The sequence below is a fragment of the Shewanella benthica KT99 genome (assembly GCF_000172075.1).
Taxonomy (GTDB): Bacteria; Pseudomonadota; Gammaproteobacteria; order Enterobacterales; family Shewanellaceae; genus Shewanella; species Shewanella benthica_A.
In genome coordinates this window covers 1-17,463 of record NZ_ABIC01000047.1, presented here as the reverse complement: position 1 = coordinate 17,463, position 17,463 = coordinate 1, and the positions used below count along the sequence as shown (strand labels likewise).

Genomic DNA, 17,463 nt, shown 5'->3' with positions numbered 1-17,463 from the left:
AAAATTTGTCTCTTTTTCTATTTTCGTAAGATAAATAGACAGTAACACAAAGTAATGGCCTTAATGAAAAGGTCAAATGCACTGGAAGAGATGATGTCACAGTTAACAGAGATCGTAGAACAGGCCTTGTTGGCCATCGATGGGGCGAGTGATCTTAAAGCCCTCGATGAGCTTCGTGTCGAATACCTAGGCAAGAAAGGTAAAATAACCGACATGATGAAGATGATGGGTAAACTGAGCCCGGCTGAGAAACCCGCTTTCGGTCAAGCTGTGAACCAAGCCAAACAGGCCGTTCAACAGAAATTATCTGAATGTATCGAAGGCTTAAAAGCGTCAGAGTTAGCGGCTAAGCTTACGGCTGAGAGTATAGATGTGACCCTGCCCGGTCGTTCAATCGGTAACGGCGGACTGCACCCGGTAACGCGTACTATCGAACGTATCGAAACCTTCTTTGGTGAACTTGGCTTTAGCGTTAAGCAGGGGCCTGAAATTGAAGATGATTTCCATAACTTCGACGCACTAAACATCTCGGAGCATCATCCTGCTCGTGCCGATCATGATACTTTTTACTTTAATCCTAAAGTCATGTTGCGCACTCAAACTTCTGGTGTGCAGATCCGCACCATGGAGAATGAAAAGCCGCCTCTACGTATCATCTCTCCTGGTCGCGTCTACCGTAACGATTATGATCAGACTCACACGCCTATGTTCCATCAGGTGGAAGGTTTGTTGGTCGCCGAGAACGTGAACTTTGCCGAGCTAAAAGGCATATTGCACGACTTCTTGCGTAACTTCTTCGAGGAAGACTTAGAAGTGCGTTTCCGCCCTTCATACTTCCCATTCACTGAGCCATCGGCCGAAGTGGATGTGATGGGCAAAAACGGTAAATGGTTAGAAGTGCTAGGTTGCGGCATGGTACATCCCAATGTCCTGCGCAGTGTTGGCATCGACCCTGAAAAATACTCCGGCTTTGCTTTCGGCATGGGAGTTGAGCGTCTGTCTATGTTGCGTTACGGCGTTAACGATCTACGTTCATTCTTCGAAAATGACCTACGTTTCCTCAAGCAATTTAAATAACGGAGCAGTACAGCATGAAATTTAGTGAATCTTGGCTCCGTGAGTGGGTTAACCCAAGCATAAGCCGTGACGAATTGTCACATCAAATCACCATGGCCGGTCTCGAAGTCGATGGTATCGAAGGCGTCGCCGGTGAATTTTCTGGCGTTATCGTCGGCGAAGTTGTCGAATGTGGTCAGCACCCGGATGCAGATAAATTACGTGTAACCAAAATTAATGTCGGTCAAGATGAGCTTATCGATATCGTTTGTGGTGCACCTAACTGTCGTCTAGGCCTGAAAGTCGCCGTTGCTATGGTCGGCGCCGTGCTGCCGGGTAATTTTAAAATCAAGCAGGCTAAGCTTCGCGGCGAACCTTCACTTGGTATGCTGTGTTCCTACGGTGAGCTTGGCATAGATATCGACAGCGATGGTATCCTTGAGCTCCCAACTGACGCGCCAATAGGCGCAGATATCCGTGAATTTTTGAGCCTTGATGATGCGATTATCGATGTCGATCTTACGGCGAATCGCGCCGATTGCCTCGGCATGGCGGGTCTGGCTCGTGAAGTTGGCGTGCTAAATCGTCAAGCCGTGACTGAGCCGACGTGGGAAAAAGTGGTTCCTTCTATCGATGATTCGATTCAGATTGACCTTCAGGCTCCCGAGTCTTGTGCTCGTTATCTTGGCCGTGTGGTTAAGAATGTGAACGTTAAGGTGCAATCGCCATTATGGATGCAAGAGAAACTGCGTCGTAGTGGCATTCGCTCCATCGATCCCATTGTCGATATCACCAACTATGTGTTGATCGAATTTGGCCAGCCTATGCATGCCTTCGACTTGGCCAAACTAAACGGTGATATTCAGGTTCGCATGGCAACAGGCGATGAGAAGCTCACACTGCTTGATGGTAACGAGATCACGGTACCTGCGGATATGTTAGTCATCAGTGACCAAGAGAAGTCTCTGGCCCTTGCTGGTATCTTTGGCGGTGAATATTCAGGTGTGAACAGCGAGACTCAAGATATTTTGCTTGAATGTGCCTTCTTCGCGCCTCTGGCTATCTTAGGCAAGACACGTCGTCTCGGACTGCACACAGATTCATCCCATCGTTTCGAGCGAGGCGTTGACCCTGAGCTGCAGCATAAGGTGATGGATAGAGCCACACGTCTGGTTCTCGACATCTGTGGTGGTGAAGCTGGACCGGTTGTCGAAGCTAAATCTGACGAGCATCTGCCTAAGCCTGTATCGATCACCTTGCGTCGCAGCAAGTTAGATCGCATCTTAGGTCATCATATCTCTGACGATGAAGTCACCGAAATTCTTCAGCGTCTTGGCTTTGCCGTCGAATTTACTGCCGAGCAATGGCATGTGGTTACCGCCACATATCGTTTCGATATGGCCATCGAAGAAGACTTGATCGAAGAAGTCGCCCGAATCTATGGCTACAACAACATACCTAATATCGCACCTGTCGGTTCGTTGAGCATGCCTGATCATAAAGAGTCTGATATCAGCTTAAAGCGTGTGCGTAGCATGTTGGTGGCTCGTGGATTCCAGGAAGCCATTACCTACAGTTTTGTCGACCCTAAGCTTCAGGATAAGGTGCACCCTGGCTGTGAAGCCATGGTCTTGCCTAATCCTATCTCTATCGAGATGTCGGCAATGCGTCTGTCGTTGTTTACTGGCCTACTAGGTGCCGTTGGTTACAACCAGAGCCGCCAGCAAAACCGCATTCGTCTGTTCGAAACCGGCTTGCGTTTTGTGCCAGATACATCTGCAGAAGCAAATGTACGTCAAGAGCCCATGATTGGTGCTGTGATTTCTGGTAATCAGAATGACGAACATTGGTCAATGGAATCTAACACGGCAGACTTTTTTGACCTCAAGGGCGATCTTGAAGCGATTATCGGCTTGACAGTTTCCGATGAAGAATTTACTTTTAGATCAGCAAGTCATCCAGCGCTTCATCCGGGGCAATGTGCTGAAATATTAAGAAATGATCGCGTCATAGGTATCATAGGTACAGTCCATCCTAGCTTAGAAAAGCCATTCGGCCTCAATGGCAGAACAATTATTTTCGAACTCGAATTGGACGCTTTATTACATGCTAATTTACCGCAAGCTCAAGCTGTATCTAAGTTTCCGGCCAATCGTCGTGATATCGCTATAGTAGTAGATGACAATGTTGCCGCTGGTGATATTGTAAAAATGATAAGAAAAGTTGGCCAAAATCAGTTGGTTGGCATAAACTTATTTGATGTATACCAAGGTAAAGGCGTTGAGTCAGGCAAAAAGAGCCTAGCGATCGCACTTACATTACAAGACAACACTCGTACACTTGAAGAAAAAGAGATCGCTGAGATGGTTGATTCAGTGGTTTATGCTCTCAAGTCCGAGTTCAACGCATTGTTGAGGGATTAAAAGTATGGCACTTACCAAAGCCGAAATGGCAGAGCATCTTTTTGAAACGCTTGGAATTAATAAGCGAGTAGCTAAGGAGATGGTTGAGACGTTTTTCGAAGAAATTCGCCAAGCGCTCGAAAGTGGTGAGCAGGTCAAGTTATCTGGCTTCGGCAACTTTGACCTTAGAGATAAGAATCAAAGACCGGGAAGAAACCCGAAAACAGGTGAAGATATCCCTATATCAGCTCGTCGCGTCGTCACCTTTCGTCCTGGACAGAAGCTGAAAAGCCGCGTAGAAGAAGCCAACTCGAACAGATAATCTTGAGTTAGGTTAAGGTTAAGGCCACTCAAGTGAGTGGCTTTTTCTGTTTATTTTTCACTGTTTCTTTTTATTTCTAGCTCGAGGCCAGCATCTTGTCGAGAAAGCCAAAGTATTTCGATCGTCGTTTTAAACTTGAATTATTGCACCCCAAGTATTTCTTTACCTGGATTGGTATCGCCATCTTAGTCCTGTTTGGACTCATGCCTGCCAGGTGTCGTGATCCTATCGCACGGCAACTGGCAAAACTGGTGACTAAGATAGCTAAAAAGCCGATTTCGGTGGCGAGAACGAATCTCATCACCTGTTTCCCGGAAAAGTCATCGGCAGAGATTGAGTCTCTGATCAAAGAGAATATCGAAAACTTCGTGATGATATTGCTGGCGCAATCAGAACTGATGGTACGCTCCACAGCTAACCTGAGACGTAGAGTCAATCTCATCGGTTTTGAGCATGTAGAACAGGCCAGAGCAGTGGGTCAACCGGTGATTTTTATCATGCCCCATGTATGGGGGATTGAATATGCGGGATTGAGACTCAACCTGGAGGATGTGCCCATGGCTAGCATGGCCAAGCCCCATAGAAACGGCCTGTTTAACTGGTTCAATAATCGTATGCGCAGCTCACTCGGCGCCAACATCTACATGCGAGAGGCGGGTATTCGCGCCTTGTTATCTGAGCTTAAGAATAATAAAAGCTTTTTTTATCTGCCAGATGAGGACTTAGGCCCGGAGAAGAGTGTGTTTGCCCCTTTCCTAGGCACGGTAAAAGCCACCTTACCCGTAGTGGGCCGCCTGGCTCAGGCGGGAAATGCTCAGGTGATGCCGGTTAAAATAGGTTACGATCAAAAAGCTCGCCGTTATGATTTGACCGTGATGCCGGCCATCGCCCCCGAAGAGATGAAGGGCAAAGAGAACGAAGCCTTAGCGCTGAATAAAGCAGTAGAGCAGGTGATCTTGGCTTACCCTGAGCAGTACATGTGGTTTCTCAAGGTGCTCAAGACGCGTCCAGAAGGTGAAGCCCCTCTATATTGATTTAATATCGTTAGCTGCAGTGACTGCTGCAGTGAAATCGAAAAGGTGAGATTTAAGCCATAGCTTAAACTCACCTTTTTTATTGATGTTTTACAAGCCACAATTCTCTTGATGGCTTTGCCATATTCATCCTATCTCTCGCTCGGATAGTTTCACGCTATGAAACCTCGCCCTGATATCGAAGATCACAGCCGCGTTTACACCTGTTCTTGTTTCGAAAAAGTTGCTTCTTAGATTTTCGTGTTACTGGCTACGAACTCACTTTTGGACATAAGCGAGTTACATCATTGGGTCTAATTAAGCTGACATTGATTAGAAAAAGTATCTTAAATTATTCAAAATTCCTAATTCGCTCCGACCTATTTATCCTATGAGTTGAGTGTAAGAAGGAGCCTAGTTAGGCTCCTTCTCTATCGTGGAGTACAACGGATTTTATGGTAAATAGGATTCGATAACGCCCATATTAAGCGGACTAAAACAGTTGGTTAGGTTCTGCTTCACTCCACATTATAACCAACTATTTTAGTTCCGTTTAAATTGACTTGTGTACGCCCAGCATGGGTATGAACTAATGAGGTGAAAGTCCTCTGTAGGAAGATCACCGTTTAAATAACATATTGTTATTAAACGTTAACTACTAGCGAATGGCAAGGGCTTATCCGTGAGGGTTGGTCTGAAGGAAGCCGCTAGCAAATTTGCGAGCTGATGAACAAAAATATCATATGAGGCGTAGGCTAGAGGTGAGTTGGCACAAGACGACGAAACCACGTGATCTAATGGCCACCGTAAATGATGCAGCAGTGCAAAGAAAGTTCATGTTCTTATCTGGGGAGATCTGTTTAACACGCGATCGGTCATTAACCAGTTAGGCTCTGGTTTATAAGTGCCTTGGCTTTTCAACCTCATCGACTGAAAAGAGCGAACCAGATGGAAACCGATAGCGCATGACGGGGCAACTCGGCATGTGATTAAGCAGAAGTCAGCAGACGGCATAGTAGCCAAATGCCCATCGTAATGGTTGGGACAGGGTGAAGGCCTGAACTTGAAGATCAGTGATGAGCCTGTGCAACTCAATGTTCCATGCCCGACCGGGATTGAGGAATGTTGGCGTTGATAATACAGTAACCAGCACTGGAATAATTTGGAGCTAATCGGCCAGTTTATTTTAAACATCTTTGGGAACCGCCCTGTGCGGAGCCGCATGCAGGGTGGTGTGGGGGCTGGAGGCTAGATACCTCCGGCTACCCGATTAGGCAACCCTCAATTCAGGATTTGACCAGTTTTGGCATTAATATAAACTTTATTGTTTTTAGAAAACCCACCACAATAGGTAAAGTATATTGGTTTTGGTTTATGAGTAGTTATTAGGCGACAATTAACTTGGCCAGTTCGCGACAATTAGCTTGTCCGGTTTTGGTCATCTTTAGGCATACATAATTCTTGAGAGATTTATATGCCTGGAAAACCCATAAACCAACTACAGGTTAACCTATATATGTCTTATCGTAATAAACCTAAACAGACTCAATCATCTGCTGCGGCAAAGGCGGGGTTTTCTTCCCGTTCAGCTAGACGAATTGATGCTGGCCAACACAACACCAGCAAATTACCACGTCAATACGCGACCAGAAAAGATCCTCTTAATGGTCTTTTCGAGCAGCATGTTGTGCCGTTGCTTGAAAAAGAACCCTCACTGCAGCCCATTACATTATTCGAAAAACTAGAGGAAATCGCACCGGGGCAATTGGAGCGCTCACAGCTACGCACTTTACAACGCCGAATTAAGACATGGCGCGTCATACACGGGCCTGAGCAAGACGTCATTTTCAGGCAGAAACATACGCCGGGGCAATGGGCATTTCTGACTACACTTGGGCCAACGAGCTAAATATAACCCTCGCTGGCAACACATTTAAGCACAAGCTTTATCATTACCGTTTGGTGTTCAGTGGCTGGACTTATGTCGAGGTTGTACTCGGTGGTGAAAGTTTTGAGTCACTGTCATCAGGGCTTCAAAATGCTTTTTGGCAGAGTGGTGGCGTGCCACTCACCCACCGTACAGACAGCTTAAGCGCTGCATTTAAAAACCACACCGAAGCTGAAGTTCTGACAGAACGCTACACCAAGTTATGCACACATTACGGGGTAAAAGCCACTCGAAACAACAAAGGTGTCGCCCATGAAAATGGCGCAATTGAGGGCCCTAATGGCCATCTAAAGCGTAAGATAGAGCAACAACTGTTATTACGCGACAGTCGTGATTTCACTGATTTAAAGCAATACCGAGACTTCATCAATGTCATTGTTGCAAAAATTAACCGTCAATGTCATACCCGTTATCTAGAGGAGTGCGCCTACTTGTCCTCCTTACCCGCTCGTCGAACTCATGACTTTAGTGAGCAATACGTCAAAGTGACATCCAGCAGCACGATTTCAATTAAGCGTGTGACATATTCGGTGCCATCACGACTCATTGGTGTGACATTACTGGCACACATCGACAGGAAGTATGCCTAAAACGCTTACTCAAAGAAAGCCAGTTACCGATAGGGAAACAGTTGTCTCAATACGGTTTCAGTGAGGTGGTGGGCATTAGCGCAGTTCAAGTTAAACGTAAGGCCAGTGAGTTGAGCTGGTTGAGACAAGGGCATAATATTTTATTATTCGGTGCGAGCGGCCTAGGTAAAACCCACATAGCAGCCGCGCTGGGTTATGCGCTTATTGAGCAATCTGTTCGTGTGAAATTCACGACAGGCACGGCGATGGTGCAGCACTTGCAGAAAGCCCGAGAAGGTTTAGGTCTGGAAGATGCACTTAAAAAACCCGATAAATATGAGCTACTCATTTTGGACGACATCGGTTATGTCAAAAAGAGTGATAGTGAAAGTCAGGTTCTATTTGAGCTCATTGCACATCGTTATGAGCGCAACAGCCTAGTGATCACAACGAACCAGGTGTTTAGTGAGTGGGACAGTATATTTGGAGACAATATGATGACAGTAGCCGTGATTGATCGACTGGTGCATCACGCAGAGATTTATCAACTTGAAGGAGAGAGTTATCGAAGAAAAGAAGCCATGAAAATAAACGGCAAAAGCGGCCAACTTAATTGGCGCCTATAGGCCAAGCTAGTTGACGTCTAACATTATGGCTTGTAACACATAAAGGGGCAGAAACGTGTTACCAATTCAAGCTTAGACTTACCATCAAAGCTCAAATCGAAGAGGGAAATAACCAAGTGTAGATGCGTCTGCGAGCTTCCAAATCAGGGATGATTTGGCAGAGCTTCCATGGATGGACTTGCAGCGTCTCGCAGAAGCATTTGCACACCCCCCGCTGGGAAGCGTTAGGTTGCAATGAAAGGTACGACTTTCAAACACACAAGCCAACATGAACTAAGCCAGAAGCTAAATCAGAAAATGTAATCCGTCTTCATTCTAAGACCAGCTAACTTTGGAGTCAGAATCTCTTTGGCCATAAAAAAGCCGCAGCTTCATTTGCATGAAGCTGCGGCTTATCATTGTTTCGCTTTAGAATATTTCAACTCTACTTGCGTTATTTAACAGCACCAGAGCCAAGCACTATGCTTGTAACTTTTTCAGCCAAGACTAGTCAGCTAAGATTAGTCTGTAATCAACTGATATTCATCGCGGAGTATATTGATGATCTCTTGCTTAGGATCCTCGCTGATAATGAGCTTCTCGCCGATGATCTTCTCTGCGATATCTATGTAAGTGTTGGAGATATCCATCAGCACTTGGGTCGGTAATTTGTTAGCTTGTGCCAGTGCGAAACGCTCAGGCATACGCTCCTTGTTAAGTAGAATGTCCGGATCTGGGAAGTGGTTAAGCAGCCACTGTCTGAAGCCTTCTTTCGACTTTTCTACGATACTACCTTCGCGGTGCGCCGGACCATCCCAGATGCGTGAGCTGTCAGGTGTGCCCACTTCATCCATATAGATAAGCTTCTCTTTACCGTCTGCGTCTTTGACATAGCCAAACTCGAACTTGGTATCGATGAAGATCTGATCTTGCTCGGCAAGGGCGTCACTGATCACGGCAAAGCCTTCTGTCAATAGCTTCTCGTACAAGTCGATATCCGACTTAGCGTGGAAGTTAAAGCCTGCTAGATGACGCTCGATATCGGCACGTGAAACGTTAACATCATCGGCCTCTGGTACGCCTTCAAGGCCGGTAAGCACACCTTTGGTAGAGGGAGTGATTAACAGCTCAGGTAGCTTTTGGTCTTTCTTGAGGCCTTCTGGCAATGTGATGCCACAGAACTCACGCTCACCTTTGGTGTAGGCGCGCCACATAGAGCCAGTAATAAACTGTCTGGCGATTGCTTCAACCATCACGGGCTGAGCTTTTTGTACGATCCAAACCAATGGATGAGGGACGTCCAGGATATGGCTATCGGCTAAACCTTTTTCTTTGAAAAGTTTAAACCAATGGCTAGAGATGGCATTGAGCGCAGCGCCTTTACCAGGTACACCGTTTAAGCCATTTTCTGCCTGCCAGATACAATCGAATGCTGAGATTCGATCGCTGATAACCATGAGAGCCAGTGGCGTATCTTTAGGAACCTGATAACCTTTCTGTTCGATTAGACGGGCACTATCCTCAGCCGTAAGCCAATAGACACTGCGAACCTTACCTGAATGAACTGGCTTATCTGTGCGGATAGGCAGATCATCATTTACGGCTAAAACTTTGTTTGAATGATTCATAGGATATTATATTGTGGTCTATGTTATTGGTTGTAGTAGGTGTACATGATCGTGTGGATTGTAACAGAACTTACATTTGCCAACACTATGGTAAAAAGAGAACAGACTGTTTTTGCTATTAGCTGGTAATTTCAGCTCATCAAAGGAGCGCCAAATGCGCTCTTCTATGACTTATTTACGTTTTTGTCGCGGCTGTGTGTCGCTGCATCAGGTTATTGGTGATGTCATTCATGCTCAAGTCTTGATCTTCGAGCAAGACAAGCAGGTGATACATGAGATCTGATGCTTCGTCGATCAATTCTGGCTTGTCGTGAGTGGCCGCGGCAAGGGCGGTTTCCAGACCCTCTTCGCCGACTTTCTGGGCGATCCGCTTAGTGCCACTTTCGAACAGATGAGCCGTGTAGCTGGACTTAGGATCGTCTCCCTTACGTGAGGCGATAAGCTTGGTCAGATTATCGATAAAGGGGTGGGCATTGCCATCGGGCCAGCAGCTCTCTCGCGCCAGATGACAGGTGGGTCCGTTAGGAATGACCTGTACCAGCAAACTGTCATTATCACAATCTTTGTCGATAGCCACTAATTCCAGGGTGTTGCCTGACTCTTCCCCTTTAGTCCAGAGACGTTGCTTAGAGCGACTGTAAAATGTCACTAGCTTGGTGGCCAGTGTCTGCTCCAGTGCCGCACGGTTCATGTAACCTAGCATCAGCACCTTACCTGAGAGATGGTTCTGCACCACAGCCGGGATCAAGCCTGCTTGTTTGTCCCAATCCAGTTGATTTACCAATGCTTCATTGGTGTTTATTTGTGTCATTATTTTTTCCTACTCGCGACTATCTATGTCTAACTCTATTTACCTATGCCAATAACAGCCTAAGACAAGATGAGTGAGTCGATTAAAAACCAGCTAGTATCTGATGGCTATATGTTGAGATCTTAGATAGCGCTTAAGTTCCTGAATATCTATGATGCCTTGATGAAATACGCTGGCCGCCAGCGCGGCATCGACCTTGGCTATCTCAAATACATCCTTAAAATGTGCCATGGTACCGGCGCCGCCTGAAGCGATAAGCGGTACATCACAGAGTTCACGTACGATAGAGAGCTGCTTTAAGTCATATCCTTGGCGTACACCATCTTGGTTCATCACATTGAGGACTATCTCGCCACAACCGCGTTGTTGTACTTCCTGCACCCAATCTTGGGTGAACCACTGGGTGTCTCTGGTGGCGGCTGCATCTCCGGTAAACTGTTTCACTTTATAGCTGTCGCTAGCGGCATCGTAATAGGAGTCTATGCCGATGACGATACATTGCCTGCCGAACTCATCTTGCAAACGTTCAATCAAGCTAGGATCGGTCAAGGCGGGTGAGTTGATTGAGATCTTATCCGCACCAAAGGCCAGTTTCTCGCGAGCCTGTTCTATGCTGCTTATGCCGCCCGCGACGCAGAAGGGAATATCTATCTGCTCCGCGACGCGGCGGATCCAAGACTTGTCGATAACCCTGTTGTGGGCACTGGCGGTGATATCATAAAAGACCAGTTCATCGGCGCCTTCTTCGGCATAACGCGCCGCCAGTGGCACGATATCACCGACGATCTGATGATTCTTGAATTGAACGCCTTTGACGACCTTGCCATCTTTTACATCCAGGCAGGGGACGATTCGTTTAGCTAACATCTTTCTCTCCTGGAGTGTTAATTCCTGAGCCGTTTGTTGTTAAACCGCGACTTCCTAAGGTATTAGGCCAACACTCTATCGCTTGTTTGACGGTAAAGTTCTCGATCAAGAGGGCCTTGCCTATGATGATGCCATCGGCGCCGCTATCTCGTACATCGGCCACATCATCTAAGGTGGCGATACCGCCGGAAGCTTGCCAGTTTATTTCTGGATAACGAGCCGCTATCTCCCGATATAATTCGTTATTAGCGCCTTGCAAGGTGCCGTCGCGGCTAATATCTGTCACCAGGGCATGCTTGAGCCCGTAAGGCATAAAGGCGTCGACTAAAGATTCCAGTGATTTGCCACCGCCGCTCTGCCAGCCTGATATTGCGACAATTTTCTCGCCGCTGTCATCGATGTTGACGTCCAGTGCCAGACAGATGGCGTCGGGGCCATATTTTTTAAACCAGCTCTGTACTAACTCAGTCTCTTTTACGGCGAGGGAGCCGATAACCACACGCTTCACGCCTATTTCTAACAGCTCCGCCACTTGCGCCTCAGAGCGAATGCCGCCGCCCACTTGAATGTTGGCATCGAGCCCGGCGACCAACTCAGAGATGAGTCGAGTCTGACGTGCATCTGGGTTTTTTGCGCCAGTGAGGTCGACGATGTGCAGCCATTTGGCCCCTTGCTCTTGATAAGACTTGAGCTGAGAAAGTGGCGACAGGTCGAAGGTGGTTTTCTGGTTATAATCGCCCTGATAGAGACGGACCACATCACCTTCAATAAGATCGATTGCCGGAATGATCATGCTCTGCTCTCCCTATCGAGTTGCCAGCTTGTTTGGTTAAGTGGCTGGTTAAATGTTTGAGTATTCATGGCTAAAAAATTACTTAAGATCCGCGAGCCAACTTCGGCACTCTTCTCCGGGTGGAACTGCACTCCCATAAAGTTATCTTTGGCGATAGCGGCGCTGAATCTCTCACCATATTCACAAGTTGCGATAGTAAATTCGCTCAGTGGCGCCTTATAGCTGTGCACGAAATAGAGGTAACTGTCCTCGGGTATACCGTTAAATAAAGGATGCGATGAAGGACTTATCTGATTCCAGCCCATATGGGGCAGGGGCAAGCCCTGGCTATCTAAATCTGTGATTGAAGTCGGGATGAGTCCTAAACACTCACAAGCTGATTTTTCAGCAACTGTCCTGTCACTAGAGTCTCGCTCGCCTCGCTCTGTTGATTTCTCCGTCATCATCTGCATGCCTAAGCAGATGCCGAGCACAGGTTGATCTAGGCTCTGGATTAGCGCGACCAGTTGCTTATTGTTCAGGGACGCCATGGCGGCCCCCGCCGTGCCAACGCCGGGGAGCACCACGCGGGTGGCGCCCTTGATCACTCGATGATCATCACTCACCACCACATCCTTGCTGAGGCGCTCGAAGGCATAACGAACCGAGCTTAAGTTAGCGCAGCCCGTGTCTATGATCACGGTAGAATTCGCGTGTTGGCTCATAGTACACCTTTGCTGGAGGGCAATAGATCTCCCTCGACTTTAACGGCCTGGCGAAGGGTGCGGCCCAAGACTTTAAACAGGCTTTCTACCTTGTGGTGATCGTTGTTGCCCTGGGTTTTTAGGTGCAAGGTGCAACGTAATCCGTCTGCAAATGAACGGAAGAAGTGTGGCACCATTTCGGTGGCCATCCCGCCAACCATCTCGCGCTCAAACTCACCGCTGAATTTAATGAAAGGGCGTCCGGACAGATCCAGCAGACATTCGGCGCTAGCCTCGTCCATGGGGATATTGAAACCAAAACGGGCAATGCCACGCTTATCGCCCAGAGCTTGCCTTAAGGCATCGCCGATAGCCAGCGCCGTGTCTTCGACGCTGTGGTGATCGTCTATCTCCAGATCACCATCGACCTTGACGTCCATCTTGAAGTTACCGTGGGTAGCAATCTGCTCCAGCATGTGATCGAGAAAGCCTATGCCTGTGTCTATCTTGCCTTTAGTCTGTGAGTCGAGATCGATAGTCACGCGAATATCAGTCTCCTTGGTGGTGCGAATCACAGTCGCTATTCGTTCACGGTTCAATAGTTGCTCTGCGATAGCATCCCAGTTGAGGTTTTCACGGTCGTACAACAGGCCCTTAATCCCCATGGCCTCGGCCAGACCCATATCTGTGTGACGATCGCCGATGACGGCAGATTGTGTGAAGTCGACTTTACCTAAGGTGAGATAGTCTTTGACCAGACCAAGTTTAGGCTTACGACAGCTGCAGTTCTCATTATCAAAATGTGGGCAGATAAGCACTTCATCAAACTTGACGCCCTGACTCTGAAAAATCTGCATCATCATATCTTGGGGGGCATCGAAGTCATCTTTAGGAAAGGAAGGGGTTCCCAGGCCATCTTGATTACTCACCATGACTAAACGGTAACCAGCGCCTTGGAGTTTAAGAAGAGCTGGGATGACCTTGGGCTCAAATACCAGCTTTGCCAGGCTATCGACCTGCTTGTCTGTCACTGGCTCTTCGATGATGGTGCCGTCACGGTCGATAAATAATATTTTCTGTTTCATGCTCTTTCCACCTAAAATTAAAATCTGGTCTATCTGATTGTTTTAATGCTTGTTTTTATTTAGCTTGTCGTCCTTCATAAGGACGCTGTCACGGGGGCTAACAGCTTGATTAGAAAGTCGGTCTCATCTGAGTTGCTAAAGCTAAAACGGATACAAGTTGCTAAGCGTGGGTCGTTATAGGCTCTGGCGACTATGCCATTGCTAAGCAGTATCGCTTGAATCGCCGAGATATCATCAAATTGGGCTAACACGAAGTTGCCATTTGCCGGGAGGACCTTGGCACCATAGCCCTGTAAGGCATCACTGAGACGAGCGCCGCAGGCTTTAAGGCGAGTGACTTGCTCTGTCATGGTATTAATTCCCTGCTCACTCAGCGCGCTGGTTGCCAGTAGAGACACAGGTAATGGCACTGGGTAAGGGGCAATAACGCGCATCACCATCTTGCAGATACTCGAGCTTGCCATCATGAAGCCACAGCGCGCGCCAGCCAATGCGAAGGCTTTCGATAGGGTTCTGAGCACGACTAAGTTGTCATATTTGTCGATAAGGTCTGCCACGCTATAATCTGGGCAAAACTCGATATAGGCTTCATCGACAACCACCAGGGCATCGGGCAACTGAGTGATCACTTCCTCAATCGACGCTTTGTCGATAACCGTACCCGTGGGGTTGTTGGGGTTACAGATAAACACCAGTTTGGCATTGGCCACTCGAGAGGCGATATCTTGTGGCAATTGATAATCGGCGCTCAGGCTTAACGCATTTACGCCGACATTAAAGGTCTTGGCACTGATGGCGTACATGCCATAAGTCGGGCCGAAACAGGCAATCGAATCTTTACCGGGAGTACAGAAGGTCCGGATGAGTAGCTCTATGGCCTCATCGGCGCCGCGGCCTGTGATGATGCACTCTTTTGCCACGCCGCTGTAGTCACTATAGGCTGAGATGAGCTCGGGTGGCTGACACTCAGGGTAACGGTTGATGCCAGCTAGCGCGGCATTATTAAAAGGGGATTCGTTGGCATTGATCCAGATATCCCCTTGACCACCGATACGTCTCGCCGATTGATAGGGCTCTAGGCTTAATAGCTCAGGGCGTGCCAGACGTTGAGCGAGCTCGCCAGTCCTTAGACTCTCAGTTTCATTCTCACTCATGATGCATTCCCCGCGATTAAACTGTCTAATCTGATTTTTACCGCATTTTTGTGGGCATCGAGTTGCTCGGCAGCTGCCAAGGTCATCACAGTTTCGCCGAGTCCCAGTAAGCCTTCGGCGCTGAGCTCCTGCACGGTAAAGCGGCGCGAGAAATCAGCCAGAGACAGGCTAGATACCGCCCGGCTATAACCGTATGTTGGCAGGACATGATTGGTGCCGCTGGCATAATCCCCAACCGACTCTGGTGTGTATTCACCGAGGAACACAGAGCCTGCAGCGCGAATCGAGGTTAACAGTTCACGGGGCGCCTCAGTCTGGATGATCAGGTGCTCGGGTCCATAGAGATTAGACACCTGAGTGGCTTGCTGCATGTCTGTAACTAACAGGGTACGGCTGGACTCTAGGGCAAGCTGGGCTATCTTCATTCGTGGCAGGACGTCGAGTTGACGTTTGATCGCGGCATTCACCTTATCGGCCAGAGTGGCACTGTCGGTCACCAACATGACCTGAGAGTCCGGGCCGTGCTCCGCCTGAGACAGGAGATCGGCGGCGATAAATTCAGGGTTGGCCTCTTTGTCGGCAATCAATAATACTTCCGACGGACCTGCCGGCATATCGATACTCACCACACAGCGACTGTCTTGAGATACCAGCCGCTTGGCTTCGGTGACAAAGCGATTACCCGGGCCGAATATCTTATCTACCGCTGGCACAGATTCAGTGCCAAAGGCTAATGCCGCTATGGCCTGGGCGCCGCCGACCTGATAAATTTCGGTGATGCCACACTCTTTTGCCGCATAAATTATGGCATCGTCTATCGGCGGTGGGCTGACCAGTACCCGCTGTTCACAGCCGGCTATTCTTGCCGGTAGTGCCAGCATCATGACGGTGGATATTAGCGGCGCAGTGCCGCCGGGAATATACAGACCCACTTTCTCGATGGCTTCAGATCTTAGCTCACAACGTATGCCGACTTGAGTCTCTATGCTGATAGGCTCAAATTTCTGTGCCAGGTGAAAGGACTCGATATTGGCCATGGCTTGCGCGATGGCCAGCTTGATATCCCCACTGACACGAGCGCAGGCAGCACTTATGTCATCTGTCGATAATCTAAGCTCAGTTAAGCTCACATCATCAAACTGCTGACTGTAAGATAACAGCGCCGCATCTTTCGCGGTTCGGACCCTGTTGACGATCGCCGCGACTGTTTTCTCTAGGCTTTCATCTCCAACGAGAGGGGAGCGGCTCAGGGCGCTCTTACGCTCAGCTTCGCTTAAATTTGGCCAATTGAGGATCTGCATATCTTGGTTACCCCATCATCTTTTCGATTGGCATCACCAAGATAGAGGTTGCGCCAAGCTCGGTTAGCTCTTCCATGGTGTCCCAGAACAGGTCTTCCGTACTGACGGCGTGGACGGCGACGCGATTGGTATCATCAAGGAGGGGCAGTATCGTTGGATTTTCGGCGCCGGGGAGTAGGGCAACAATCTGCTCCAGGGTCTCAGTCGGCGCGTGTAGCAAGATATACTTGCTCTCTTTAGCACGAACCACACCATTGATGCGCGATAAAATCTTGTCAATCAAGGCTTGTTTTTCCGGCGTTTGAGTCTGTGTAGACTGAATGATGCAGGCACTTGAGCGGTAGATGACTTCGGTTTCATAAAGACCGTTCGCCTCGAGTGTGGCACCGGTTGAAACCAGATCGCAGATGCCATCGGCAAGACCTGCACGTGGCGCGACCTCTACCGAGCCCTTAAGCATACAATCGGTATAGGTGATGCCTTTCTTCTTCATATAGCGGCGCAGCAGGTTAGGGTAAGAAGTGGCGATACGCAGTCCTTCCAGAGACTGGGCATTTTCATAGCTAAACTCATTGGGTACGGCCAGGGATAGACGACAGGTGCCAAAATCCAGCCCCCTAAGCTTGATACAACGTGAAGGTTTATCGAGTCTTTCACGCTCAATCTGCTCCTCTTCGAGCACGTTCTCACCTATGATCCCTAGGTCAACCACGCTGTCCATGACCAGACCCGGGATATCATCATCACGGACGCGAAGCAGGTCGATGGGCAAGTTGTCTGAGTGGGCGATGAGACGTTGCTCGTTGATGTTAAATTTTACCCCACAGCTTCTAAGGAGTTTCATCGACTCTTCCGACAGGCGACCCGACTTTTGAATGGCGATACGTAATCTGTTTGACTCTGACATGATGTACTTCCTTTAACTTGATTCTAATATCTTGTTTAATTTTGTTTTCAACTGATTTTTATCTTTATAAATCAGCTGATTAATTACAAAAACTCTAAAACGAAAAACCCCCGGAATTCCTTCCAGGGGTTCTTGATATTCTTGAATCAACCGCCGGAAGGAAATAGTCCTTCGGCAGTGAGCTTCCGAAGGCTACCGCATATGATGGTGACGATGGATAGTGTTCAGAAGCTTTATCATAATCTTGTCTCTTTCTCGATGGAGTCTGGTGACTCATTAAAATATGACACAAGCCAATTTGCCTGCGTTGATATTTAAA

Annotated in this window: 16 protein-coding genes; 7 read left to right on the top strand and 9 right to left on the bottom strand. The window is 48.1% G+C overall.

The window, feature by feature from the left end; translation table 11 throughout:
• The first annotated feature begins 93 nt into the window (after positions 1-93).
• The 7 genes from pheS (at position 94) to istB (ending at position 7,936) form a co-directional block, all read left to right on the top strand.
• Positions 94-1,077 carry a phenylalanine--tRNA ligase subunit alpha gene (pheS, locus tag KT99_RS16745; RefSeq protein WP_005502346.1) on the top strand — a complete coding sequence of 328 codons (984 nt, stop codon included), beginning with the start codon at positions 94-96 and terminating at the stop codon, positions 1,075-1,077.
• 14 nt (positions 1,078-1,091) lie between these two features.
• A complete protein-coding gene (gene pheT, locus KT99_RS16740; protein ID WP_005502344.1) occupies positions 1,092-3,479 on the top strand; it encodes a phenylalanine--tRNA ligase subunit beta in 2,388 nt (795 codons plus the stop codon).
• A gap of 4 nt (positions 3,480-3,483) precedes the next feature.
• Positions 3,484-3,780, top strand: coding sequence for an integration host factor subunit alpha (ihfA, locus tag KT99_RS16735; RefSeq protein ID WP_005502342.1), 297 nt, complete (start codon positions 3,484-3,486; stop codon positions 3,778-3,780).
• A 95-nt stretch (positions 3,781-3,875) separates the two neighbouring features.
• Positions 3,876-4,814, top strand: a complete 939-nt coding sequence (gene lpxM / locus KT99_RS16730; protein ID WP_005502340.1) for a lauroyl-Kdo(2)-lipid IV(A) myristoyltransferase — start codon at positions 3,876-3,878, stop codon at positions 4,812-4,814.
• Positions 4,815-6,309: 1,495 nt separating this feature from the next.
• A complete protein-coding gene (locus KT99_RS20220) occupies positions 6,310-6,702 on the top strand; it encodes a hypothetical protein (protein ID WP_157752222.1) in 393 nt (130 codons plus the stop codon).
• Positions 6,666-7,331, top strand: a complete 666-nt coding sequence (locus KT99_RS20215; RefSeq protein ID WP_005502336.1) for an IS21 family transposase — start codon at positions 6,666-6,668, stop codon at positions 7,329-7,331. Before KT99_RS20220 ends, KT99_RS20215 begins: the two co-directional genes overlap by 37 nt.
• Positions 7,265-7,936: an IS21-like element helper ATPase IstB gene (gene istB / locus KT99_RS16720; RefSeq protein WP_050774376.1), complete on the top strand. Its 672-nt coding sequence runs from the start codon at positions 7,265-7,267 to the stop codon at positions 7,934-7,936. The genes KT99_RS20215 and istB overlap by 67 nt, the downstream gene beginning before the upstream one ends.
• Before the next feature lie 500 nt (positions 7,937-8,436).
• Here istB and KT99_RS16715 read toward each other — a convergent pair whose 3' ends face one another.
• From KT99_RS16715 to hisG, 9 genes are all read right to left on the bottom strand, one after another.
• Positions 8,437-9,543 (bottom strand): phosphoribosylaminoimidazolesuccinocarboxamide synthase, encoded by a 1,107-nt coding sequence (locus KT99_RS16715; protein WP_005502332.1) that lies wholly within the window; start codon positions 9,541-9,543, stop codon positions 8,437-8,439.
• Positions 9,544-9,718: 175 nt separating this feature from the next.
• Positions 9,719-10,354: a bifunctional phosphoribosyl-AMP cyclohydrolase/phosphoribosyl-ATP diphosphatase HisIE gene (gene hisIE / locus KT99_RS16710; RefSeq protein ID WP_005502330.1), complete on the bottom strand. Its 636-nt coding sequence runs from the start codon at positions 10,352-10,354 to the stop codon at positions 9,719-9,721.
• A gap of 93 nt (positions 10,355-10,447) precedes the next feature.
• Complete coding sequence (gene hisF, locus KT99_RS16705) at positions 10,448-11,221, bottom strand: imidazole glycerol phosphate synthase subunit HisF (RefSeq protein ID WP_005502328.1); 774 nt, start codon at positions 11,219-11,221, stop codon at positions 10,448-10,450.
• Positions 11,211-12,014 (bottom strand): 1-(5-phosphoribosyl)-5-[(5-phosphoribosylamino)methylideneamino]imidazole-4-carboxamide isomerase, encoded by an 804-nt coding sequence (hisA, locus tag KT99_RS16700; protein ID WP_005502325.1) that lies wholly within the window; start codon positions 12,012-12,014, stop codon positions 11,211-11,213. The genes hisF and hisA overlap by 11 nt, the downstream gene beginning before the upstream one ends.
• The gene (gene hisH / locus KT99_RS16695; RefSeq protein WP_005502323.1) at positions 12,011-12,718 is read right to left on the bottom strand and encodes an imidazole glycerol phosphate synthase subunit HisH; all 708 of its coding nucleotides are present in this window, start codon (positions 12,716-12,718) and stop codon (positions 12,011-12,013) included. Before hisH ends, hisA begins: the two co-directional genes overlap by 4 nt.
• Complete coding sequence (hisB, locus tag KT99_RS16690) at positions 12,715-13,782, bottom strand: bifunctional histidinol-phosphatase/imidazoleglycerol-phosphate dehydratase HisB (RefSeq protein ID WP_005502322.1); 1,068 nt, start codon at positions 13,780-13,782, stop codon at positions 12,715-12,717. The genes hisH and hisB overlap by 4 nt, the downstream gene beginning before the upstream one ends.
• A 74-nt stretch (positions 13,783-13,856) precedes the next feature.
• A complete protein-coding gene (gene hisC, locus KT99_RS16685) occupies positions 13,857-14,936 on the bottom strand; it encodes a histidinol-phosphate transaminase (protein ID WP_005502321.1) in 1,080 nt (359 codons plus the stop codon).
• Positions 14,933-16,237, bottom strand: a complete 1,305-nt coding sequence (hisD, locus tag KT99_RS16680) for a histidinol dehydrogenase (protein ID WP_005502320.1) — start codon at positions 16,235-16,237, stop codon at positions 14,933-14,935. Before hisD ends, hisC begins: the two co-directional genes overlap by 4 nt.
• Positions 16,238-16,244: 7 nt before the next feature.
• Positions 16,245-17,144 (bottom strand): ATP phosphoribosyltransferase, encoded by a 900-nt coding sequence (hisG, locus tag KT99_RS16675; RefSeq protein ID WP_005502319.1) that lies wholly within the window; start codon positions 17,142-17,144, stop codon positions 16,245-16,247.
• Positions 17,145-17,463 lie beyond the last annotated feature (319 nt).

What these genes read in the sequence shown, in the direction of transcription:
- pheS (WP_005502346.1), top strand. Translation starts at nt 94, where the DNA reads ATGTCACAGTTAACAGAGATCGTAGAACAGGCCTTGTTGGCCATCGAT.
- pheT (WP_005502344.1), top strand. Translation starts at nt 1,092, where the DNA reads ATGAAATTTAGTGAATCTTGGCTCCGTGAGTGGGTTAACCCAAGCATA.
- ihfA (WP_005502342.1), top strand. Translation starts at nt 3,484, where the DNA reads ATGGCACTTACCAAAGCCGAAATGGCAGAGCATCTTTTTGAAACGCTT.
- KT99_RS20220 (WP_157752222.1), top strand. Translation starts at nt 6,310, where the DNA reads ATGTCTTATCGTAATAAACCTAAACAGACTCAATCATCTGCTGCGGCA.
- KT99_RS20215 (WP_005502336.1), top strand. Translation starts at nt 6,666, where the DNA reads ATGGGCATTTCTGACTACACTTGGGCCAACGAGCTAAATATAACCCTC.
- KT99_RS16715 (WP_005502332.1), bottom strand. Translation starts at nt 9,543, where the DNA reads ATGAATCATTCAAACAAAGTTTTAGCCGTAAATGATGATCTGCCTATC.
- hisIE (WP_005502330.1), bottom strand. Translation starts at nt 10,354, where the DNA reads ATGACACAAATAAACACCAATGAAGCATTGGTAAATCAACTGGATTGG.
- hisF (WP_005502328.1), bottom strand. Translation starts at nt 11,221, where the DNA reads ATGTTAGCTAAACGAATCGTCCCCTGCCTGGATGTAAAAGATGGCAAG.
- hisA (WP_005502325.1), bottom strand. Translation starts at nt 12,014, where the DNA reads ATGATCATTCCGGCAATCGATCTTATTGAAGGTGATGTGGTCCGTCTC.
- hisH (WP_005502323.1), bottom strand. Translation starts at nt 12,718, where the DNA reads ATGAGCCAACACGCGAATTCTACCGTGATCATAGACACGGGCTGCGCT.
- hisB (WP_005502322.1), bottom strand. Translation starts at nt 13,782, where the DNA reads ATGAAACAGAAAATATTATTTATCGACCGTGACGGCACCATCATCGAA.
- hisC (WP_005502321.1), bottom strand. Translation starts at nt 14,936, where the DNA reads ATGAGTGAGAATGAAACTGAGAGTCTAAGGACTGGCGAGCTCGCTCAA.
- hisD (WP_005502320.1), bottom strand. Translation starts at nt 16,237, where the DNA reads ATGCAGATCCTCAATTGGCCAAATTTAAGCGAAGCTGAGCGTAAGAGC.
- hisG (WP_005502319.1), bottom strand. Translation starts at nt 17,144, where the DNA reads ATGTCAGAGTCAAACAGATTACGTATCGCCATTCAAAAGTCGGGTCGC.